The 22,089-nt window shown below is 67.8% G+C and carries 18 protein-coding genes; 14 read left to right on the top strand and 4 right to left on the bottom strand.

From position 1 onward, the window contains the following. Window positions 1–92 precede the first annotated feature (92 nt). The 7 genes from ABIB58_RS10900 (at window position 93) to ABIB58_RS10870 (ending at window position 7,559) form a co-directional block, all read left to right on the top strand. A complete protein-coding gene (locus tag ABIB58_RS10900) occupies window positions 93–1,067 on the top strand; it encodes a polysaccharide deacetylase family protein (RefSeq protein WP_354040860.1) in 975 nt (324 codons plus the stop codon). Window positions 1,068–1,108: 41 nt separating this feature from the next. Further along, window positions 1,109–2,197, top strand: coding sequence for a phenylalanine--tRNA ligase subunit alpha (gene pheS / locus ABIB58_RS10895; protein ID WP_354040857.1), 1,089 nt, complete (start codon window positions 1,109–1,111; stop codon window positions 2,195–2,197). 4 nt (window positions 2,198–2,201) lie between these two features. Then, window positions 2,202–2,609, top strand: coding sequence for a hypothetical protein (locus tag ABIB58_RS10890; protein ID WP_354040855.1), 408 nt, complete (start codon window positions 2,202–2,204; stop codon window positions 2,607–2,609). After that, window positions 2,609–3,007, top strand: coding sequence for a hypothetical protein (locus ABIB58_RS10885; protein ID WP_354040853.1), 399 nt, complete (start codon window positions 2,609–2,611; stop codon window positions 3,005–3,007). Before ABIB58_RS10890 ends, ABIB58_RS10885 begins: the two co-directional genes overlap by 1 nt. 7 nt (window positions 3,008–3,014) lie before the next feature. Further along, window positions 3,015–5,438, top strand: coding sequence for a phenylalanine--tRNA ligase subunit beta (gene pheT / locus ABIB58_RS10880; protein WP_354040851.1), 2,424 nt, complete (start codon window positions 3,015–3,017; stop codon window positions 5,436–5,438). A gap of 44 nt (window positions 5,439–5,482) precedes the next feature. Further along, window positions 5,483–6,823 carry an APC family permease gene (locus ABIB58_RS10875; protein ID WP_354040849.1) on the top strand — a complete coding sequence of 447 codons (1,341 nt, stop codon included), beginning with the start codon at window positions 5,483–5,485 and terminating at the stop codon, window positions 6,821–6,823. Window positions 6,824–6,947: 124 nt separating this feature from the next. Continuing rightward, a complete protein-coding gene (locus tag ABIB58_RS10870; RefSeq protein ID WP_017506335.1) occupies window positions 6,948–7,559 on the top strand; it encodes a DUF1134 domain-containing protein in 612 nt (203 codons plus the stop codon). A 52-nt stretch (window positions 7,560–7,611) separates the two neighbouring features. Here the strand turns inward: ABIB58_RS10870 and ABIB58_RS10865 are convergent, their stop codons facing one another. Together ABIB58_RS10865 and ABIB58_RS10860 are read right to left on the bottom strand one after the other, a co-directional pair. Beyond that, on the bottom strand, window positions 7,612–8,505 hold the full coding sequence (locus ABIB58_RS10865; RefSeq protein WP_354040847.1) for an SDR family oxidoreductase: 894 nt from the start codon (window positions 8,503–8,505) through the stop codon (window positions 7,612–7,614). After that, complete coding sequence (locus ABIB58_RS10860; protein WP_354040845.1) at window positions 8,505–9,746, bottom strand: NAD-dependent epimerase/dehydratase family protein; 1,242 nt, start codon at window positions 9,744–9,746, stop codon at window positions 8,505–8,507. Before ABIB58_RS10860 ends, ABIB58_RS10865 begins: the two co-directional genes overlap by 1 nt. A 353-nt stretch (window positions 9,747–10,099) precedes the next feature. Here ABIB58_RS10860 and ABIB58_RS10855 point away from each other — a divergent pair, with 353 nt between their 5' ends. The 4 genes from ABIB58_RS10855 to ABIB58_RS10840 all read left to right on the top strand — a co-directional run bounded on the left by ABIB58_RS10855 (window position 10,100) and on the right by ABIB58_RS10840 (window position 14,011). Continuing rightward, window positions 10,100–11,098 carry a DUF4167 domain-containing protein gene (locus tag ABIB58_RS10855; RefSeq protein ID WP_354040843.1) on the top strand — a complete coding sequence of 333 codons (999 nt, stop codon included), beginning with the start codon at window positions 10,100–10,102 and terminating at the stop codon, window positions 11,096–11,098. Window positions 11,099–11,169: 71 nt separating this feature from the next. After that, complete coding sequence (locus ABIB58_RS10850; protein ID WP_354040841.1) at window positions 11,170–12,480, top strand: hybrid sensor histidine kinase/response regulator; 1,311 nt, start codon at window positions 11,170–11,172, stop codon at window positions 12,478–12,480. Window positions 12,481–12,520: 40 nt separating this feature from the next. After that, window positions 12,521–13,195: a DUF4893 domain-containing protein gene (locus tag ABIB58_RS10845; protein ID WP_354040839.1), complete on the top strand. Its 675-nt coding sequence runs from the start codon at window positions 12,521–12,523 to the stop codon at window positions 13,193–13,195. Window positions 13,196–13,255: 60 nt separating this feature from the next. Next, entirely contained in the window at window positions 13,256–14,011 is a 756-nt protein-coding gene (locus ABIB58_RS10840) for a DUF4893 domain-containing protein (RefSeq protein ID WP_354040837.1), read from the top strand. Window positions 14,012–14,017: 6 nt separating this feature from the next. Here the strand turns inward: ABIB58_RS10840 and ABIB58_RS10835 are convergent, their stop codons facing one another. Beyond that, entirely contained in the window at window positions 14,018–15,670 is a 1,653-nt protein-coding gene (locus tag ABIB58_RS10835) for a serine hydrolase (protein WP_354040835.1), read from the bottom strand. A gap of 145 nt (window positions 15,671–15,815) precedes the next feature. On the opposite strand from ABIB58_RS10835, the gene ABIB58_RS10830 reads away from it, so the two are divergent. Together ABIB58_RS10830 and ABIB58_RS10825 are read left to right on the top strand one after the other, a co-directional pair. Continuing rightward, entirely contained in the window at window positions 15,816–16,259 is a 444-nt protein-coding gene (locus ABIB58_RS10830) for a MarR family winged helix-turn-helix transcriptional regulator (RefSeq protein WP_231576638.1), read from the top strand. Window positions 16,260–16,287: 28 nt separating this feature from the next. Further along, a complete protein-coding gene (locus ABIB58_RS10825; RefSeq protein WP_045811050.1) occupies window positions 16,288–17,631 on the top strand; it encodes a S41 family peptidase in 1,344 nt (447 codons plus the stop codon). 5 nt (window positions 17,632–17,636) lie between these two features. Here the strand turns inward: ABIB58_RS10825 and ABIB58_RS10820 are convergent, their stop codons facing one another. Then, entirely contained in the window at window positions 17,637–19,538 is a 1,902-nt protein-coding gene (locus tag ABIB58_RS10820; RefSeq protein WP_045811075.1) for a BCCT family transporter, read from the bottom strand. Window positions 19,539–19,698: 160 nt separating this feature from the next. Between ABIB58_RS10820 and ABIB58_RS10815 the strand changes: the two genes are divergently transcribed. Continuing rightward, window positions 19,699–22,002 (top strand): TonB-dependent receptor domain-containing protein, encoded by a 2,304-nt coding sequence (locus tag ABIB58_RS10815; RefSeq protein WP_354040832.1) that lies wholly within the window; start codon window positions 19,699–19,701, stop codon window positions 22,000–22,002. Window positions 22,003–22,089 lie beyond the last annotated feature (87 nt).

Raw genomic sequence — 22,089 nt, 5'->3', positions numbered from 1 at the left:
GGCGGGTTTTCGACAGTCGATCCGTGGGCGGATGGAAAGTCCGGACTGCGCGCGATATTCCCTCGCGCACGCGACTTCGATAGCCTCGCCGCATGATGCGCACCCTGATCTGCGGCCTCGTCGCCGCCTTCGCCTTGATCACGCCCGCCGCCGCGCAGGATCGACGCGTCGCCGTGACCTTCGACGATCTGCCGTTCCAGACGGATGCAGCGACCCTGTGCGATCCGGCGCGGCTGATGACGATCACCCAGGATTTCGTCGCCATGCTGAAGCCGCTGGACACGCACGGCACAGCCTTCGTCAATGCGGACAAGGTCTGTGAGGCCGAGCGCGCCACGATCCTGCCCCGCGTGCTGGACGTCTGGCTGGACGCCGGTCTGGACTTGGGCAACCACACCAACACCCATCTGAACATCCACACGACGACGGTCGAGGCCTATCTGGCCGATGTGGACGCCGGGGCGCCGATCGTTCGGCAGGTCCTTGAAGCGCGCGGCCGGTCCTTGCACTGGTTCCGCCACCCCTATCTGTTCACCGGCGAGACGCAGGCGAAGCACGACGCCATCACCGCCGGCCTGGCCCAGCGCGGCTATACGATCGCGCCTGTGACCCTCGACAACAACGACTGGATGTTCGCCGACGTCTATCGCAAGGCCGAGCAGATCGGCGATCAGGCGCTGATGCAGCGCATCGGTCAGGCCTATGTGGCGCATATGGCGACGGTGCTGGACTTCTTCGAACCTTACAGCGCCGAGGTGGCGGGCGGGCGTGAACCGGCGCAGGTGCTGTTGCTGCACGCCAACAGCCTGAACCAGGCCTGGTATCCGCAGATTCACGCCCTTTATCTGGCGCGGGGCTATCGCTTCGTGCCGCTGGAAGAGGCGCTGGCCGATCCGATCTATCAGCACCCTGACACCTATGTCCGCGCCAACGGAATCTCGTGGCTGCATCGCTGGATGCAGACCGACGGCCGGCCCATCCGCTGGGAGCCGGAACCGCCCGGCTGGATCGTTGCGGCCAACAAGGCGCCGGCGTCGGAACTTCAGGCCATCGCATCGGCCCCTTGAAGGGTGACGAACGCGCGCGAGAACGCTAAGGCACAGCGCAAATGACCGATCTCGCCACACTCGAACTCGACCTGATCAACGCCATCGGCGGCGCGGAAACCGTCGCCGCCCTGGAAGAGGTGCGCGTCGCCGCCCTGGGCAAGTCCGGCTCCGTCTCCGGCCTGCTGAAGGGCATGGGCGCGCTCAGCCCCGACGAGCGCCGCGAACAGGGGCCGATGATCAACGGCCTGCGTGACCGCGTCGCCGCCGCCATCGCCGCGAAGAAGACCGCGCTGGAAGCCGCCGAGCTGGACGCGCGTCTGCTGTCGGAACGCATCGACCTGACCCTGCCGGCGCGTTTGCGCAGGAAGGGCGGGGTCCACCCGACCATGCAGGTGATGGACGAGATGATCGCCCTGTTCGCCGAGATGGGCTTCGCCGTGGCCGAAGGTCCGGACATCGAGGACGACTTCCACAACTTCACCGCCCTGAACTTTCCGCCCAAACACCCGGCGCGGGAAATGCACGACACCTTCTTCCTGAAGCCCGACCCCGAAACGGGCGAGCGCAAGGTGCTGCGCACCCACACGTCCCCGGTGCAGGTCCGCACCATGATGAGCCAGAAGCCGCCGATCCGCATCGTCGCGCCGGGCCGCACCTTCCGCAAGGATTCCGACGCCACCCACACGCCGATGTTCCACCAGATCGAGGGTCTGGTGATCGACCGCGACATCCACATGGGCCACCTGAAGACCACGCTTCAGACCTTTATCGCCCGCTTCTTCGAGCTGGACGCGGTCCAGGCTCGGTTCCGTCCGCACCATTTCCCCTTCACCGAGCCCTCGGCCGAAATGGACATCCGCTGTGATCGCCCAAGTTCTGCAAACGGTGGGAAACTGGTGTTCAACACTGGCGACGACTGGCTGGAGATCCTGGGCTGCGGGATGGTGCATCCCAATGTACTCAGGAACTGCGGCATTGACCCCGATGAATATCAAGGCTTCGCCTTCGGCATGGGGGTCGATCGGCTGGCCATGCTGAAATACGGCGTGCCCGACCTGCGCCCCATGTTCGACGCCGACACCCGCTGGCTGTCCCACTACGGCTTCTCGGCCTTCGCCGCCCCCAACCCGGCCTCGGGCCTGAGCTGAATACATGACCGATCACGTCCAATCCCCCTTCGCTGCCGTCGGGCCCGGTCCGGCGTATGACAAGGTCGGCATTTGGTTGCCGCAGCTCTATTTGGAGGCTGCGCGGGAGGGGCAGTTCACGATCGAAAATCGCACCTTCACCGATTGTCTTTTCGAAGGGCCGGCGGTGGTTCTCCCGATCGAAGGATGCCATTTCGACGACTGCTTTTTCGGCGAGCATGGCGGCGACCCGAGCGTTCTCATGCTGGCGCCGCTCGGCGGCTATCAGGTCGTTGGGGCTATCCCGTTCCGAAACTGCCGGTTCGAACGCTGCCGCTTCCTGGGTGTCGGCTTCACGGGCGCGCCTGATTTCCTGCAGCAGATGTCGTCCATGCTGAGCAGTCTGTCAGATGCCAAGGCAGGACAATCCTGATGACCTCCATCCTGCCGATCAATCGCCCACTTGCAGATGCGCCGGACCTGAACGCTAAGACATTCGAGAATGTCGACATCATTCTGTACGAACTCTACGCCGCAGCCTCGGCAAACGGCGTTCCGCTTGTCGAGGGGCGCACGTTCACGGGATGCCGATTCCAGGGACCAGCGGTCATTCTCGTGTCCAATGGCGTCACCTTTACCGATAGCAACTTCGGTGATGGCCGTGGCAGCGTTCGCAATTTGCTGACGCGCTCGCTGGGCGACAAGGCTATCGGCTCGATTCCCATGCGCGACTGCAAGTTCATCGGCTGCGAGTTCTACGGCGTCGGTTTCACCGGCTCTGAAGATTTCCTCGCCCAGGTCAGCGCTCTGACCGACAAGCCCAAGGCCTGAGACGACCATGAAGTTCACCCTGTCCTGGCTGAAGGACCACCTCGAGGCCGAGGCGGATGTTCAGCAGATCGCCGAGGCCATGACCATGGCCGGACTGGAGGTCGAGGAGGTGCTCGACCCCGCCGCCAAACTGGCGCCGTTCACCGTGGCCAAGATCGTTTCGGCTGAGCGTCACCCCAACGCCGACCGGTTGCAGGTCTGCCAGGTCGAGACGGTCGACGGACTGAAGGAGATCGTCTGCGGCGCGCCGAACGCGCGGGCGGGCCTGACCACCATCTACGCCCCCATCGGCGCCTATGTGCCGGGCCTGGGCGTGACCCTGGTCGAGAAGCCGGTGCGTGGCGTGGTGTCGAACGGCATGCTGTGCTCGGCCTCCGAGCTTGAGCTGTCTGACGAAAGCGACGGCATCCAGGAACTGCCGCCGGAGATCCCTGTCGGCACGCCCGTCGCCGGCCTGTTCGGCGCCGAGCCGGTCATCGATTTCGAGGTCACGCCGAACCGGCCCGACTGGCTGGGCGTCGCCGGCATTGCGCGCGATCTGGCCGCCGCCAGTGTCGGCAAGCTGAAGCATTTCGACATCGCCGTCGTGCGCGGGGCCTTTCCCTCGCCCATCAGCGTCCGGCTGGACGCGCCCGAGATGTGCCCGGTCTTCGCCGGTCGCGTCATTCGCGGCGTCAAGAACGGCCCGTCGCCGGCCTGGCTGCAGAAGCGACTGACGGCCATCGGCCTGCGCTCGATCAACCGTCTGGTCGATGTGACCAATCTGATCGCCTATGACCGCGCCCGGCCACTGCACGTCTATGACGTCGCCAAGCTGTCGGGGACCGAGATCGTGGTGCGGGCAGGGCAGGTTTCGGCCGCGACCGGCGAGCACGAGCATCTGATCGCCCTGGACGGCAAGACCTACGCCGCATCCGCAGCCGACTGCGTCATCGCCGACGCCGGGGGCGAGCGGCCCATCGGCCTGGGCGGCGTCATGGGCGGGGAATCGACCGGCTGCGACGAAACCACCACCGACGTCTTCCTGGAAAGCGCCTGGTTCGACCCGTTGGTCATCGCCCAGACCGGACGTGCGCTGGGCATTCATTCCGATGCCCAGTACCGGTTCGCGCGCGGCGTCGATCCGGTCTCGGTCACGCCGGGGCTGGAACTGGCCACGCGACTGATCCTGGACCTGTGCGGCGGCGAGCCGTCGGACATCGTCTTCGTCGGCGAACCGCCGGCGAGCCCGGCGCCCTTCGCCTTCGACCCCGCCTATGTGAAGCGCCTCAGCGGCATGGATCTGGCCGATGACCGGATCGGGACCATCCTGGGCCAGCTCGGTTTCCTGGTTCAGGCCGCGCCCGCCGGTCAGGCCGAGCCCTGGATCGTCACCCCGCCGTCGTGGCGTCGCGACGTCGAAGGTCCGGCCGATCTGGTGGAAGAGGTTGCGCGCATCGAGGGCTTCGATAGCCTGCCCGACACGCCTCTGCCCCAGGTCGCCCGCCCCGCTGGCGGCGTGCTGAACCCGCGCCAGGCCCGTGTCCGCACGGCGCGTCGCGCTCTGGCGGCCCTCGGTTACGCCGAGGCCGTCACCTGGTCCTTCACCAAGCAGTCGACCGCAGCCCTGTTCGGCGGCGGCGACGACAAGTTGGTGCTTGAGAACCCGATCGCGGCCGATCTGGACTGCATGCGGCCCTCGGCCCTGCCGAACCTCATCCAGGCGGCGGCGCGCAACGCCGCGCGCGGGTTCGCCGACGCCGCCCTGTTCGAGATCGGCCCCATCTATCTGGGCGACGGTCCGGCGGATCAGCGCACGGTCATCGCCGGCCTGGTCGCCCCGTACGCCGCCCGTCACTGGGCGGGCGCCGGTGAGGACGCCCTGTTCACGCTAAAGGGCGACCTGACCACCCTGCTGGAAGAGATCGGCGCCCCGGTCGCCGCGCTGCAACTGGTCCAGGGTCAGAACCGCGACTGGTGGCACCCCGGCCGCTCGGCCCGGCTGCAACTGGGGCCCAAGAATGTGATGGTCGAGTTCGGCGAACTGCATCCGCGCGTCCTGAAGGCGCTGGACGCCGACGGCCCCATGCTGGCCTTCGAGATCGTTCTGGATAACGTGCCCGAGCCGCGTGGGAAGTCGGGCAAGGCGCGGGGAACCGCCGATCTGTCGGCCCTCATGCCGCTGACGCGCGACTTCGCCTTCGTGGTCGAGGACGCCAAACCGGTGGGCGATCTGGTCCGGGCCGCGACGGGCGCCGACAAGGCCCTGATCGCCGACGTGCGCGTCTTCGACGTCTATCGCGGCAAGGGCGTGGACGAGGGTTTCAAGTCCGTGGCCCTCGAGGTCGTCATCCAGCCGCGCGAGGCCACCCTGACCGAAGCCGAGATCGAGGCCCTGACCGCCAAGGTCGTCGGAGCGGTCGAAAAGCAGGGCGGCAAGCTGCGGGCTTGAGGGAGAGCAGCGCCGTCTTTCGGGCGGCGCGGGGGACATAGGCGATGACGACGGAACCTCAGGCGGCCCAACCGGATCGCGGCCATCTGCTGCGCGTCCTGGGCGTGACGTTCGGCGTCGCCGTCGTGGTCGGCGGCGTCATCGGTCAGGGCATACTGCGTACCCCCGGCGTGGTCGCCGAGGGGGTTCAGAACCCCACGATCATCATCACCCTGTGGTGCGTCGCCGGTCTGGTCGCCTGGATCGACGCCATGTCGACTGTCGAACTGGCCGCCTCGATCCGCAAGACGGGCGGCCCCTATATCTTCGCCCAACGCGCCTTCGGGTCGTTGACCGGTCTCGCCGTCGGCGTCTGCGACTGGCTGGGCAATATGGGCGGCATCGCCTTCATCGCTGTGGTCTTCGGCGAATATCTGCATCGCTTGGGTGTCGCGACCAGCGTGCCGATCGGCGTCCTTGCGCTGTTGATCGTGGCCGTGGTGGGCAGCGTCCAATGGCTGGGCACCAAGGTCGGCGGTCGGTCGCAGGAGATCGGCAGCGCTGTCAAGGCGGCCCTGTTCACCGTGCTGATCATCGGCCTGTTCCTGGCGCCGCGTGGCGCGCCCGTCTCGACCGAGATCGCGCCGGCGACGGCGGCGGCCCTGACCTTCGGCGGCATCGTCATGGCTCTGCGGGCGATTTCCGGCACCTACTACGGTTGGAACAGCGCCTCCTACTTCTGCGAAGAGGTCGTCGATCCGGGCCGGACGATCGCGCGGGCGACATTCTCGGGCATCGCCGTGGTCACGGTGATCTATGTGCTGGCCAACCTGGCCTATCTGAACGTCCTGACGCCGGCCGAGATGGCCGGGTCGAACCTCGTCGCGGCGGATGCGGCCGGTCGGGTGTTCGGCGATGTCGCCGGCCCCATCGTCACGGCCATTTCGCTGGTGTCGCTGGTGACGATCATCAATGCGATGGTCATGGTGTTCCCGCGCGTCCTGTTCGCCATGGCGCGCGAGTATCAGATCTCGGCCCTGACCCGGGTCGCCGCCAACGGCACGCCGCGTCTGGCCCTGATCGCGACCGTGCTGGCCGGCGGGCTGCTGGCCACCATCGGGGTCTATGAGACCCTGCTGACCTTTTCGACGTCGCTGCTGGCGCTGATGAGCGTCCTGGTGAATGCGGCCGTCATCGTCCTGAGGGTGCGCGAGCCAAATCTGGAACGGCCTTGGAAAATGCCGCTCTATCCGCTGCCGGCGATCATCGCCCTGACGATCAATACGACCCTGTTCGTGATCTTCGTGGTCGAGGATCCTTTGACGGCTGGAAAGGCCTTCGGAATGCTGGCGGTCCTGATCGGCCTTGCCTGGCTGCTGGTCCGGCGAAAGCGCGCTGCGGCCTGATCGGCGCGCCCGGTAAGACCCCGTTAACCTTGAAGCCGCAAGGCTGCCGCAAAGGTCGGGGACGGTGAGGCCAAGACCGGCGCGCCAGCCGGCCGTCCTCTCGTCGCCTTTCGGAGCGCCCTCCATGCATCGCCGCCAACTGATCCTTTCGGGCCTCGCCACCGCCGCCGGCGCCTCGTCGCTGGGCGCCTGCGCCTCGGCGCCGCCGCGCGATCCCAACTATCCGATCCGCTCGGACCAGACGGCCCAGGCCTACAGCTTCGATGAACTGGTTTCGGCCGGCTCGCGCGAGCTGGGCATCGCGGCTGAGGTCGTGGGCGGCGCGATCGAGCGCGTCTTCGCCGACCAGGGCGACCGCCCGACCGCCTATATAGCGGGCGAGGAAGGCTCCGGCGCCGTCGTTGTCGGCGCCCGCTACGGCCGCGGCGCCCTGCACATGAAGGACTTGTCGGCCTCTCAGGAAGTGTTCTGGCAGGGCGCGTCGGTGGGCTGGGACTGGGGCGGCAACGCCAGCCGCGTCTTCACCCTGGTCTATGGCCTGTACCACCCCGACATGATCTATCGCCGCTATCCCGGCATCGAGGGCTCGGCCTATCTGGTCGCAGGCCTGGGCGTGAACTATCAGCGCGCCGACGGCATCGTCCTGGCCCCCATTCGCACCGGCGTCGGCCTGCGCCTGGGCGCCAACGTCGGCACCATGAGCTATAGCCGCCAGCGCAATCTGCTGCCCTTCTAAGCGCGCTAGGCTCGCGACGCGGTCGCTCGTGGCTAGGGCGCGTGACTGCGCCCTAGCTCACCAATCGCAACGGCGGCGGCGCGTCCATCAGCGTCGCCAGCCCTTCGCGCCAGCTGGGATAGGCGGGCCGCCAGCCCAGTTCGGCCTTGGCCAGGGCGTTCGAGACGCGCTTGGAATCCAGATAGAAGCGGCGCATCGCCTCGCTGACGCTGTCGTCGGTCCAGTCGACCTGGGGCGGACGGGGCAGGCCCATCCGATCCGCCGCCCATTCCATCACCACGTCGGCGGGCGAGGGTTCGTCGTCGGTCAGGTTGTAGGCGGCGCCCGGTCGCGGCCGCGCCATTGACGCGAACAGGCCCGCGACGATGTCGTCCACATGGATGCGGTTGAAGACCTGGCCGGGCTTTCTGACCAGTTTCGCCGTGCCTTCCCTCAGCCGCTCGACCACGCTGCGCCCCGGTCCGTAGAAGCCAGGCAGGCGGAAGATCTGGACCGTCAGCCCCATCCCCTGCGCCCCATCCAGCCAGTCGCGTTCGGCCCGGACGCGGCGTGCGCCCTCCAGATTGGCGGCGTTCAATGGGCCGTCCTCGAACACCCATCCGCCGGCCCGGTCGCCATAGACGGAGGTGGAGGAGACATAACCGATCCAGTCGGGCCAGGCGCCGCCCGCCAACGGCCCCAGGGCCCGCAGACCGGGGCAACCCTGCGCGTCCGGCGCGGCGGTGATCAGGACGGCGGTCGCCGCCTCCAGCGCCGTCTTCAGGGCCGCCGTATCGCCGGCATCGATGGCCATGATCCCGTCGGCCGCCAGGGCGCGGCGCCGCTCGGGATCGCGCGACGTGGCGGTCGCGCGTCCGCCGCGCCGTATGGCCTCCAGCGCCGCCGCCCGCCCCAGATAGCCGCCGCCGAAGACCAGCAGATCGAGGGAAGGGGAGGCGATAGGCATTACGAAACTCGGGCCGTCAGAACTTGGGAAGGCGGCGCGTCGGCTGCCGGTCGCGCCTCGTTTTCCAGCGCCTCCGCCCGGCGTTGGTTCCAGGCGGACACGCACGGCACCCGACCCAGATCGGCCCGATCGGCATAGCGGCGGGCGATGTCCGTCACCTCGTCCATCAGACCCTGCGCCAGGGTGATCGGCTTCAGGCCCAGGTCGCGGAACTGGTCGTTGGCGACGACCAGATCGTTCTCGTCGGCCTCCTGGCGCGGATTGGCGACATTGCGGACCTCCGATCCCGTTTTGTCGGCGATCATGGCCGCCAGATCGCGCACGCGGCGGCTTTCGGTCATCTGGTTCAGGATCTTGACGCGGTCGCCGCGTTTGGGCGGGTTCTTCAGCGCCAGTTCGACGCAGCGCACCGTGTCCTGAATATGGATGAAGGCCCGGGTCTGGCCGCCCGATCCATGCACCGTCAGCGGATAGCCCACCGCCGCCTGCATCAGGAACCGGTTCAGCACCGTGCCGTAATCGCCGTCATAGTCGAAGCGGTTGATCAGCCGTTCGTCTTGTTTGGTCTGCTCGGTCTGGGTGCCCCAGACGATGCCCTGGTGCAGGTCGGTGATGCGCAGATTGTCGTTGCGGGCATAGAACTGGAACAGCAGGGCGTCCTGCGTCTTGGTCATGTGATAGATGCTGCCCGGATTGGGCGGGAACAGGATTTCCTGCTCGGCGGGACCGTTGTCGGTCTCCACCGTCACCTTCAGATAGCCCTCGGGGATGCGCAGGCCCGCCGTGCCGTAGCCATAGACCCCCATCGTCCCCAGGTGCGCCAGGTGGACGTCCAGTCCGCTTTCGACGATGGCGGCCAGCAGGTGGTTGGTGGCGTTGATGTTGTTGTCGACGGTGTACAGCTTGTGCCGCGCCGACTTCATCGAATAGGGGGCGGCCCGCTGTTCGGCGAAATGCACCACGCTGTCGGGGGCGAAGTCGCGGATCAGCGCGACCAGACGGTCGAACTCCTTGCCCACCGTCATGTTGACGAAGCCGATGTCGCGGCCGGACACGTCCTTCCACGCCTTGATCCGCTCGCCCATGGTGCGGATCGGCGTCAGGGACTGGACCTCCAGCTCGTTGTCGATATTCCGGCGGCTCAGGTTGTCGACGATGGTCACGTCCCACCCTTCGGCCGACAGATGCAGGGCCGTGGGCCAGCCGCAAAAACCGTCGCCGCCCAGAACCAGCACGCGCATGGGATCGCCTCGTCGTCGTCTCAAAGGTCATGCCTAGCCCAGCCGGCGGGCTTGGCAAAGCGGCGCTGTGCAGGGTTCGGTGCGACGCATTGACGAATATCGCTTGGAAAGGCCGCCCACTCGGGTTAAGTCTCTGCCGTCTCCCACTCAATCGCAGCTTTACGGGCGCATACCCGGCTGTTCGCGGCTTGAGCCGGCCATGACGGTCGGTCCCGAAAGGACCGGCGCACCATGCGGGCGACAAGGCATTCCGACAGTTCGACAATCGGGGATCGGCCCCGAGCGAGACGGAACCACGAAACGGACGGAACCGGCCTTCAGGCTTTGGTCCGCCCCTGCACACGGTAGCGCGAATGAGAGATTTCAAGGGCATGAAGCGTCAGCGCGGACGCAATCGGAACAAGGCGGGCGCCAATAACGCCAACAACGCCAATCCGAATCGTTCGTGGGATTCGCAAGGCCCCGAGAACATCAAGGTCCGGGGCAACGCCCAGACGGTGTACGAACGCTATCAGCAGCTGGCCCGCGATGCGGCCTCCAGCGGCGACCGGGTGCTGGCCGAAAACTATCAGCAGCACGCCGAACACTATTACCGCGTCCTGCGCGCGCTCCAGCCGCAGCGGTCCTTCTCGGACATCGCCGCGCGCGAACAGTCCAACCAGGGCTTCGACATCGACTTCGAGGACGAATCCGGCGCCCAGGCCGCCGCCTTCGTCGCCGCCCAGCAGGCCGCCGACCGTCAGGCCGCAGAGGCCGCCGAACGCGCCGAGCAGAACCAGAACCGCGATCAGAACCGCGACCGCGACTACAATCGCGACCGGGACCGTGACAACCGCGACCGCGACCGCGATCAGAACCGCGATCGTGACCGTGACCAGAACCGCGACAGCCAGCAGCCCCGCGAGCCGCGCGAGGGCGACGAGGTCCGCGCCGAGGGCGAGGGCGGCGGTCGTCGCGAAAGCCGTCGTGAACGCTGGGAGCGTCGCCGCGAGGAACGCAATCGCCGCTTCGACAATCAGGAAAGCGCCCAGGACGGCGCTGAGGGCGCCGCCCCCGCCTGCGGCGAGGCCGACCGCGCCGAAACCGTCAGCGAAGCGCCCGCCGCTGAAGCCCCAGTCGCTGAAATGCCCAGCGTCGAGGCGCCGGCCGCCGACGAACGGCCCGCACGCCGTCCGCGCCGCACCGCTGCGGCCGTCGCGGCGGACGAGGGCGACGCCCCGACCGCCCTGCCGGGCTTTCTGACCCGCGCGCCGGCGTCGCCGGCCCCGGCCGAGCAGGCCGAAGGCGAGGCGGCCCCGCGTCGCCGTGCGCCGCGTCGCAAGCCCGAAGCCGCCACCGCCAGCGAAGACTGACAACTACCCAGGCGGGTATGTTTACCTGAACGCAACTTTGACGGGTCATCTTGGCGCGTCGGAGGGGCGTCATGGATTTCGTCTTGCTTGTCTTGTCCCTGGCGCTGGCGGGGAGCTGCGCCGGGATCTGGCTCTGGCTACAGGCGCACGGGGTCGCCGAGCGCCTGCGTCGTGAGAACGCCCGGCTCGAAGCCCGCATCATCCACCAGAACCAAGGCCTGCGGCGCCTCCTGACGACGGCCGAGGGCGAAATCGATCGCCTGGCCGCCGATCTGCGGACGCGGGACGAGATCATGCAGGCCCTGGGGCGCGAACTGCGCAACCCCCTGACCACGATCATGGGCTTCGCCCAATTGCTGCGTGCAAACGACCAGGCCGACCCCCTGACCGCGCGCCAGGCCCAGTCCGTGCGTCAGATTGAGGCCGCGGCCGGCGTCCTGCTGGCCCTGATCGAGGAAACCGAAGCCTTTATGAACGGCGGCGACGGCGGCGGCTCGCCTTCGCTGCACCGCGTCGATCTGCGTCTGGCGCTGCGCCAGGTCTGCGACGGGCTGGAGGCGCAGGCGAGAGAGGCGGGGGTGACGCTGGCCTGTCCGCCGCCCGCCCACGGCCTGTGCGTCATGGCCGATCCGGGCCAGATTCGCCGCATCCTGCGCCGATTGGTCGAGAACGCCCTGCGCCATTCGCCCGGCGGAGGCACGGTGCGCATGGAGATGTCGCGCGCCGAGGACCGGATCGTCATCGCCATCCATGACGCCGGCATGAGTCTTGCCGGCGCGGGCGACGACCGACCTTTCCGCCCGTTGGATGGTCGCGACGCGCGTGGCGGCACCGCCCTTGGCCTCGCCTCGGTCCAGCGGTTGACCGAGCGGATGGGCGGCGCCCTGACCATGGTGCGCGACCCCGGCGCGGGCGCGATCTTTTCACTCAGCCTGCCGGCAGCCCCCGCGCCGGGTCTGGCGTCGTCGCGACAGGCGGTCGTGCTCTACATCGAGGACAATCCCGCCAACATCGCCCTGATGCGCCAAGCGGCGAGCGGCCTGGGCCTGACCCTGCATGCCGCGACGACGGGACCGGAGGGGTTGGATCTGGCGCGCTCGCTCAGACCCGATATCATCCTGCTCGACATCGGCCTGCCGGACATGGACGGCTATGAGGTCAAGGCGCGACTGGACGTCGACCCCCTGACGCGCCACGTGCCGGTCCTGGCGCTGACGGCGGCCGTCTCGGCGCCGGACCGGGCGCGCGGCCGCGCCGCCGGCTTCGACGCCTGGCTGGCCAAGCCGCTGGATCTGGCGGCCCTGGCTGCGGCGCTGAATACGGCCCTGAATACGGCCCTGGGCGGCCCGGAGGTTGACGCCGATGGTCGCGAGAGGGCCTAAGAGGCTTAAGTTCGCCTGGTCGCCCCAAGGGAAAGCGTCGATGTCCCGTTTCGTCCCGTTCCGCTCGCTGACGCGTCGTCTGGCGTCGCTGGCCGTCCTGTGCGCCGTCGCCGCCTGCGCTTCGACCCCGCCGCCGCCGCCCCCGCCGCCGTCCGGCGCATCGGGCGCGCTGATGGACTGGCGCGGCGTCATCACCTCCGGCGATCGGGATCGCTATCGCCGCGTCGACGCCGCATGGACCCTGGCCCTGCAACAGGCCAAGCGTCAGCGCGGCTCCGGCGATCTGAACAGCCTGGGCGATCTGATCGACCCCAAGGCCGACCGTCCCGGCGTCGCCCCGCCGCCCGGCGACTATCGCTGCCGCACCGTCAAACTGGGCACTCAGGGGGGCGAGGACGGGCTGGGCTATGTCGTCTATGGCTGGTTCGCCTGCCGCATCGAACAGACGCCGAAAGGCCTGAAGTTCTCGAAGCTGACCGGCTCGCAGCGCCCCTCCGGGCTGCTCTTTCCCGAAGACGACCGCCATATGGTGATGCTCGGCTCGCTCGCCTTGGCGCAGGAGCCCGCCGCCAACACCTATGGCCGCAACCCCGACCGTGATCTGGTCGCCATTTTGCAACGCATCGGCGAGGCGCGCTGGCGGCTGGTCCTGCCGTGGCCCAACACCGAGTCCAATCTGGATCTGATCGAGCTGGTCCCCGCGCCGCGCGGCTAAGGTTCGGCTGAACCTCGGGCGCCCTGTCACGTTCGGTCAGGGCAACCGATGGAGACGCTGATGCGCCGCACCCCTCTGGCCGTTCTGGCCCTGATGACCACCACGGCCCTGGCGGCCTGTGGCGACAACAGTCCAGCCAGCCCGGCCGCTCCCGCGACGCCGGCCGCTCCCGCCTCTCCGGCAACCCCCGCCTCTCCGGCCGAGCCCGCCACGCCCGCTTCGGCAGCAACGCCGCAGCAGCCCGCGACGCCCGCAGGCGGCATGCAGGGCGGAACCGACTCCTGGCGTCAGGTCGCCAAGGCCGCCGACGCCAGCCTGCTGGGCCGGCTGGATCAGGCCTGGCGCATGGCCCGCGCCGAGGCCGAGGACGGCGGCTTCGCGCGTCAGGTCGAGGCCCTGGGGCCGCTCGCCGATCCCAACGCCGCCCAGACGGGCCGCATCCAACCCGGCCCCGGAACCTATCGCTGCCGCACCATCAAGATGGGCCGCCGCGTCGAGGGCCAGGGTCTGGCCTATGTCGAATATCCCTGGTTCGCCTGTTCGGTCGAGCTGACGCCCGGCGGCGATCTGGTCCTGACCAAGACGACGGGATCGCAGCGCACGCGCGGCCTGATCTATCCTGACACCGACCGCCGCGCCGTCTATGTCGGCGCCCAGGCCTGGGGCGCCGACGAGAAGACCTTCCCCGCCTATGGCGACAAGGCCGAACGCGATCAGGTCGGCGTCATCGAACGCATCGGCCAGAACCGCTGGCGCCTGGTCCTGCCGTGGCCCAAGCAAGAGGCCAAGCTCGAGTTGCTGGAGATCACCGGCTGATCATCCTCACACGCGGGTCAGTCTCAAATCCTGATAATCATAGCTGAAGTCGATGTCGGGGCTGACCCCTTTCATCGTCGCGGTCGCCGGTTTGGCCGTCAGGATCGAGAAGGTGACGAAGGCGTCCTCCTCGCGCTTGTCCGGGAAACGGGTGCGGAAGGTCTCGCCGTCATACGGCTCCAGCCAGCCTTGCAGAGCGGGCGTGTGGGTGAAGCTCAGCCACAGGCCGCTCTTGCGATTACGCCCACGTCCCTCGGTCTTGGGCGCAATGACGATGTCGCCGTACCAAGGATCACGCCAGGTCCCCGCGTAGGCGTCCAGCGGCATGGACGGGGGCGCGCCCGCCGCCTGTTTGGCGTCGATTTCGGCAGCGGCGGCGATAGACTTGGCGTTGCCCTCGGCCTCCAACTTCTTGGAATCCGCGATCCAGTCCACATCGACCTTGCCCATGCAGATGTCGGTGATCCCAGACCGCAAGGCGCGCAGCAGGAAGCTCTCCTCGGCGTTGGAGAAGACGCTGAAACCGGTCTTTCGGCCGGGGATCAACACCGTCGCGGAAATGCCGCCCGGCGAGCCGCCGCCATGGCTGGCGATCCGCTCGCCGCGATAGTCCTGAACCTGCAGACCCATGGCATAGGTCGAGGCGATGGATCGATTGGGCAGTTCGGCCGTCGGTCCGGCCGACGAGCCGACGATGATGTTGGGGCGATACATCTCGCGCGCCGCATCCTCGGAATAGAGCCGTGTCCCGTCGGGCAGCTTGCCGTCGTTCAGCCGCACGGCGATCCATTTGGCCCAGTCGGTCGGGGTGGTGCAGATGCCCCCCGCCGCCGCCGCCGAATCCCAGTTCCACACCTCGACGATGGACTTGGCGATCTGGGTCATTGCCCCCTGATAGCGCAGCGGCGGCCCGACCCGGCCGTGCGGCAGGGCGGACTTGGACGCATCGGCCAGACGCGCCAGCGGCACGGTCTCGGTCATCCCGACCTTGTCCAGGATACGCGTCTGTATGAAGGCCTCCCAGCTCAGGCCCGATACCGCCTCCAGCACCGCGCCCGCGACCACGAACATCAGGTTGCAATAGTGGTAGCGCGCCCGGAATCCGTCCTCGATCGGCACGAAGGCGGCCTGGGCCAGCACCTCGGCGCGGGTGCGGTCCGAATTGGGCCAGAACAGCAGATCGCCGGCGCCCAGGCCGAACCCGGCCCGGTGGCTCAGCGTATCGCGCACCGTGATGTGTTCGCCGATGTAGGGATCGGACAGGGTGAAGCCGGGCAGATAGGTCCGGACCGGTTCGTCCCACTTCACCTTGCCCTCGTCGACCAGAATGGCCAGGGCGGCGGCGGTGACGTTCTTGGTGTTGGAGGCGATGGCGAACAGGGTGTGCTCATCGGCCGGCGCCGGCTTGCCCTGAACCTTGACGCCATAACCGCGCGCCAGAACAGTCGCCCCGTCTTTGACCACCGCGACGCCCAGCGCCGGCTGATCCGGCCAGGCCGCCATGCACTTGGCCACATAGGCGTCCACCGCCGCCGCCAGCGACGCATCGTCGTTCGCCGGCGCGCTCTGATCTGTCGTTTGGGCGAACACTGGCCCCGCCGCCAGCGCCGCCGCGCCTCCGGAAGCGAACAGGGTGCGGCGCGACAAACGAAGGGACATGGCGAACTCCAGCGAAGACCGCCGGACGCTAGCGCCCCGCCAGCCCAAGGCCAAGCGCTGCTGACAAAAGGAGATTGACGATAAATATAAGCACTTATATATATAAGTCCTCATGTTGTCTGCATCGCCCACCCTCGGAACGCTCTTGCGCCATCTGATCGATCTTCTGGACGGAGAGGTCGAGGCGGCCTATGCGGCCTCTGGCCTGCATTGGCGTCCCCGCTACACGCCGATCCTGCGCGTTCTGATGCGCGACGGCGGGCAGTCGATCAAGACCATCGCGCAGCAGATCGGCATCAGCCATTCGGCCGTCAGCCAAACCGTGACCCAGATGGTCAAGGACGAGCTGGTTCTGCTGAAGCCCGGCGCCGACGCGCGCGAGCGGATCGTGATGCTGACCGCCAAGACCGAAGCGATGATCCCGCGTCTGCAACGTCAATGGTCGGCGGTGAACCAGGCGGCCGAGACGCTGGACCAAGAGCTGTCGGCGCCCCTCTCCGGCGTGGTCAAGGAGGCCATCGCCGCCCTGACGGATCAACCCTTCCGCCAACGCATACAGGCGGCTGCAAAAACGCAGTCCGCGCCCTAAACCCTTAACCTCTCCAACGGAATCTATCATGCGTTCCAAGCTGCTTTCCGCCGCTGCGATGGCGCTCGCCCTGATGGGCGGCCAAGGCGTCGCTCATGCCCAGGCCCGGCAGCCCGTCGCGGCCGCCGCCCAAACCGAACTGTCCGCAGCCCAGCGGGCGGCGGTCCTGAGCGCGATCCGACAGGCGGTTCAGTCCTCCTACGTCTTTCCCGACCGGGCGCCGGCGATCCTCGCCCGGCTCGACGCCGCCCAGGCCTCCGGGCGCTATGAGGTGTCCTCGCCAAAGGAATTGGCGGGGCTGATCAGCGGCGACCTGCGCGACGCCAGCCAGGACGGTCACGTCTATCTGGAATATGCGCCTGATCGCTTCGCCGCCGCCTCGGCCGGCGCCGACGCGACCCAAGCCCTTTCAGAGATCGACGCCGCCGCCGCCCGTCGCGACAACCACGGTCTCAGCGCCTTGGAAATCCTGCCCGGCAACGTCCGCTATCTGAAGATCGACGCCTGCTATTGGGTCTCGGACGAAACGGGCCGCGCCTATGACGACGCCATGCGGTTCCTGAAGGGCGGCGACGCGGTCATAATCGACCTGCGGGGAAATAGCGGCGGAGCGTCCGAGGCGGTCCAGTATCTGGTCAGCCACTTCCTAAAGGCCGGGACGCTGGAAATCACCTTCCTGAAGGCCGGGCAGGAGCCCGTGCAGACGCGCGCGCTCGACAATCTGCCCGCCGGGCGACTGACCGGTACGCCCCTGTATGTGCTGATCGACCAGGCCTCGGCCTCTGCGGCGGAATCCTTCGCTTATGACGTTCAGCAGTTCAAACTCGGCCGGCTGGTGGGAGCCAAGACGGCGGGCGCCGCCAACACCAATGACTTCTTCCCCATCGCGCCGGGCTTTATGCTCAGCCTGTCGGTCGGCCGGCCCGTTCACGCGGTCAGCGGCGGCAACTGGGAGGGCGTCGGCGTGGCGCCGGACACCCCGACTTCCTCCGTCCAGGCGCTGGACGCCGCCCAGGCCGAGGCCCTGCGCGGCTTGCTGTCGACGACGACGTCCGACGCCGCCAAGACGGACTACGCCTGGGCCCTGACTGCGGTCGAGGCGCGCCTGAACCCGCCCGTGACCGACGCCGCCCTGCTGCAATCCGCGCCCGGCGCCTATCGCAACTACGTGGTCACGATGCAGGACGGCGCCCTGGTCGTCGCCCGGCCCGGCCACCCGCTGTGGCCCGCGCCGCGCAAGCTGCAAGCGCTGACCGCAGACGGCCTGTTTGCGGTCGAGGGTCTCGACGTCCTGCGCATCGGCTTCAAGGACGGCGCCATGCAACTGTGGTGGAAGGACGAGCCCGCGCCGCGCATCATCCCAAGGACCTGAGGTCCTTAGGCCAGTCGCCAGCGTTGCAGCTTTTCCAGCACGTCGGCGACGATCTGGTCGCGGGTGAAGCCGGTGATGTCGTGGGGGCGTTCGCCTTGGCCGGTCTGGGCGGTCAGTCGCCATTCCAGCAGGCGGCGGCCTTCGGGCGTCTCGCGCTGGGTCACGGCGGGACGCGGACGCGAGCGGGCGCCCAGGCGATAGATGAAGGTGCGCTCGCCCTGCTTGACCGTCAGCCAGGCGACGCCGTCGTCACGCCCGATCTCGGACTCCGCCGCCTCGGCCTCCATGGCGGCGTGAACCGTTTCCAGCGCGGGCAGGCCGTGGCGCTCGATCTCATCGTCGATGTCGTTGCGGCTGGCCGGGGCCAGGATGCGTTTCAGCTGTTGCGCCAGGGGCGCGCCTTCGGTCTCGAGGCTGCGGCCCGCGACGTCGGCGTTCATCTGGCGCACCAGGCCTATCGACAGCAGGATCATGATCAGGACGAAGGGCAGGGCGGCGGCCAGGGTCGCCGCCTGCAGCGCGCCCAGCCCGCCCGCCAGCAACAGGGTCGCGGCGACCAGGCCCAGCAGCAGGCACCAATAAATCCGCTGCCAGCGCGGCGTGTCTTCGGCGCCGCCAGAGGCGATGGTGTCGATCACCAGGGCGCCGGAATCGGCCGAGGTGACGAAGAAGACCGCCACCAGCAGGATGGCCAGACCCGAGGTAAAGGCTGCGCCCGGCAGCTGCTCCAGGAAGTAGAACAGGGCGGTCGACAGGTTGGCCGAGACGGCGTTGGAAATCGCGCCCGCCGCCTGCCCCATGTCCAGGCTGATCGCCGTATTGCCGAAAACGGTCATCCACAGGAAGGTGAAGCCGGCCGGCGCCAGCAGAACGTTCAGCAGGAACTCCCGCACCGTTCGCCCGCGCGAGATCCGGGCGATGAACATCCCCACGAACGGCGACCAGGCGATCCACCAGGCCCAGTAGAACAGGGTCCAGTCCGCCATCCAGGCGCGCGGCTCATAGGCGTAGAGGGTGAAGGTTCGCTCGACGAAATGGCTGAGATAGAAGCCGAAGTTCTGGACCAATGCCTTGAACAAAAAGCCGGTCGGCCCGACCACCAGCACGAACAGCATCAGCAGCACCGCCAGAACCAGGTTCAGCTCCGACAGACGGCGCACCCCCTTGCCGACCCCGCTCATGACCGAGGCGGTCGCCGCCGCCATGACCACGACGATCAGCCCGACCTGAACCCAGGCGGTGTTGGGAATGCCCAGCAGATAGGTCAGGCCGCTGTTCATCTGCGACACGCCGAAACCCAGAGACGTGGCGATGCCGAACGCCGTGCCCCAGATGGCGAAGATGTCGACCGCATCGCCGATGCGCCCGTTGACGCGCCTGCCCAGCAAGGGCGACAGCCCCGACCTCAGCGTCAGCGGCAGACCCTTGCGGTGCGCGAAGAAGGCCAGGCTGAGGCCCACCAGCGCATAGATCGACCAGGCATGCGCCCCATAGTGGAAGAAGGTGATGCCCATGGCCTGACGCGCGGCGTCGAAGGTGCGGCCGGCGCCTTCGGGCGGATTGATATAGTGCTGGATCGGCTCAGCGACGCCGAAATACATCAGGCCGATCCCCATGCCGGCGGCGAACAGCATGGCCAGCCAGGACAGATAGGGAAAGTCTGGCTCGGCGTCGTCCGGCCCCAGCTTCAGCGCGCCGGTCGGGCCGATCGCCAGCACCAGCACCAGCCCCACGAAGGCGGCGACCGAGGCGATATAGAGCCAGCCGAAGGTGTCGATCACCCAGGCCTGAACGCTCTGGAACAGGCGGTCGGATTCTCCCGGCGCGACGATGGCGACGAGGAGCAGCAGCGCGATGATGGCGCTCGCGCCCCAGAACACGCGGGGGTTCATCTTCGTGGTCAGCATCGGGTCAAAGCGTATGGCGAAGCTGACAGTTCCCAGCTTGGCCACAACCGCGCCGTCTCGATGAAGAAGATGTAACTTTGCGATTCAAAGTAACGTCGATAGTCAGGCTTATCGACGGGCGCAAATAGACGCCCGCGCACTCTTTCAGGATCGCCGGGGCATGACCTCTTCCAAACTCGTTCTCATGCTGGGTGCGGCCGCCGTCGCCCTGCCCGGCGCCGCTCTGGCTCAATCCCAGAATGCGTCCCAAACCCCATCTCAGACCCCGCCGCCGGCGACGACGAGCCAGCCGGCCGCCCAGACCCCGGCGACGACGGCCCAGACGCCCGCGCCGCGCACTCAGACGGCCGAACCGGCCCAGCAACAGCAGCCCGCCAGCGTCGGCGACGTGGTCGTCAACGCCCGCGCCAATGACGTGCGCACCTCGATCGACTCGGTCAGCTACAGCCTGGCCAACGACCTTCAGGCGACGACGGGCAGTCTGGCTGATGCGCTGCGCAACGTGCCGTCGGTGGACGTGGACCCGGAGGGCAATGTGTCCCTGCGCGGCGACGCCAATGTCACCATCCTGGTCGACGGCCGCCCGTCCGGCATCCTGACCGGCCCCGGTCGCGGCCAGGCCCTGATCCAGCTGCCGGCCAGCCAGTACGCCCGCATCGAGGTCATGACCAATCCGTCGGCCGCCTACAGTCCCGAGGGTTCGGGCGGGGTCATCAACCTGATCACCAAGCCCACGGCCCCGAAGCCGGGCACCCAGACGACCGGCTCGCTGCGCGTCAACGTCGGCGACAACGGCCGCTGGAACGCGGGCCTCAGCGGCTCGTACCAGAAGGATCGCCTGACCCTGTCCGGCGACGCCAGCTATCGCTCCGATCCGACCGAACTGACCTTCAACCGCGTCCGTGAACAGCTGGATCCGGTCACCGGCGCGGTGGTTTCGACCACGACCGTCGAACAGCCGGTCGAGTCCGAGCAGAACGGCGCCTTCGCCCGCTTCACCGCCGAATACAAGCTGGACGACAAGACCCAGCTGACCGGCGAACTGCGCGGCGTGGCCTTCGACGGCACCGGGTCGGGCGACGGCCTTTATGAAACCCGCAACGCCGCCGGCGCGGTGACCAGCGCCTATCGCCGGGTCGGCGATTCCGACTTCACCTTCAACAACTGGGGCGCCACGGCGCGCGTGCTGCGCCGCTTCGACGGCGACGGCCATGAGTGGTCCAACGAACTGCGCTACGACTCCAACGCCAACGACACCACCAGCCAGACCCTGACCACCTTCCTGACCCCGGCGGGCGCGGCTTTGTATGAGCGGACCAACACGGAGGTCGATCAGGTCACCTGGGGCTTCACCAGCGCCTATACCCGCCCGATGTCCGACGGCGGCAAGCTGCGCCTGGGCTATGAGCTGAACGCCCAGCGGCCCGAGCAGGACGCCGAGTTCCTGCGCGGTCCCTCGCAGGCGGCCCTGGCGCCGGTCCCGGCCCTGAACAACCGCTTCGAAGCCACCCAGACGGTGCATGCCCTCTACACCACCTATGAGCGGCCGCTGGGCGAGAAGCTGTCGGCCCAGCTGGGCCTGCGACTGGAGCAGGCGGATATCGAGATCAAGGATCTGACCGGCGGCGCCTCGGCGTCCCAGGACTATTTCCGCGCCTATCCGACCGCCCACGTCCAGTATCAGCTGACGCCCGAACAGACCCTGCGCGCCAGCTATTCGCGCCGCATCCAGCGGCCCCAGCCCAGCCAGCTGAACCCCTTTGTCGTCTATCAGGACCCGCTGAACGTCCGCTCGGGCAATCCGGATCTGGAGCCGCAGGAGACCGACAGCTTCGAGGCCATGTGGCAGATGCGAAAGGGCCAGAGCTTCTATCAGGCCACCGCCTATCTGCGGAACACCGACAAGGCCTTCACCGACGTGGCCTCCGACATCGGCGGCGGCGTCTTCCTGACTCGTCCGGAAAACCTGGGCTCGCGTCGCGACCTGGGCGTGGAGGCGACGGCGAACGGGCGTCTGCATCCCACCCTGCGATACAGCGCCAGCGTCAACGTCTTCCGTCAGGAGATCGACTCGGGCGCCGTCGTCGGCGGCGGCGACCGCGAGGCCACCCTGGCCAGCGGCCGTCTCAGCCTAAACTGGCAGCCGACGGCCAAGGACTTCGTCCAGGTCTCCAGCTTCTGGCAGGGCGACAGCCTGCTGGCCCAGGGCCGGCGCGAAGCGGGCGGCATGGTCAATCTTGGCTATCGCAGGAAGCTGAGCGAGCAGCTGTCGTTCAACTTCACCGCGCGCGATCTGTTCAACACCTTCAACACCACGACGATCTACGAGACGCCGCAGTTCCGCGAACGCTCGGAGCAGGACATCAAGCTGCGGGCCTTCTACATCGGCCTGACCTGGAACTTCGGCGGTCCGCGCCGCCAGCCGGAACAGTTCGACTTCTCGACCGGCCCAACCGGAGGCTGAAAACTCCGGTCCTCGACCCCTTGTGTGCCTGATTGGCCACACCATCTCGGTTCCACAGACCTGCGGCGTCGCTTCCTGAAAGGGCGT

The sequence above is a fragment of the Brevundimonas sp. UYEF29 genome (assembly GCF_040546195.1).
Classification (GTDB): domain Bacteria; phylum Pseudomonadota; class Alphaproteobacteria; order Caulobacterales; family Caulobacteraceae; genus Brevundimonas; species Brevundimonas huaxiensis.
Note: the sequence above shows the minus strand (reverse complement) of the source record. Positions and strands in the feature narration are given on the sequence as shown.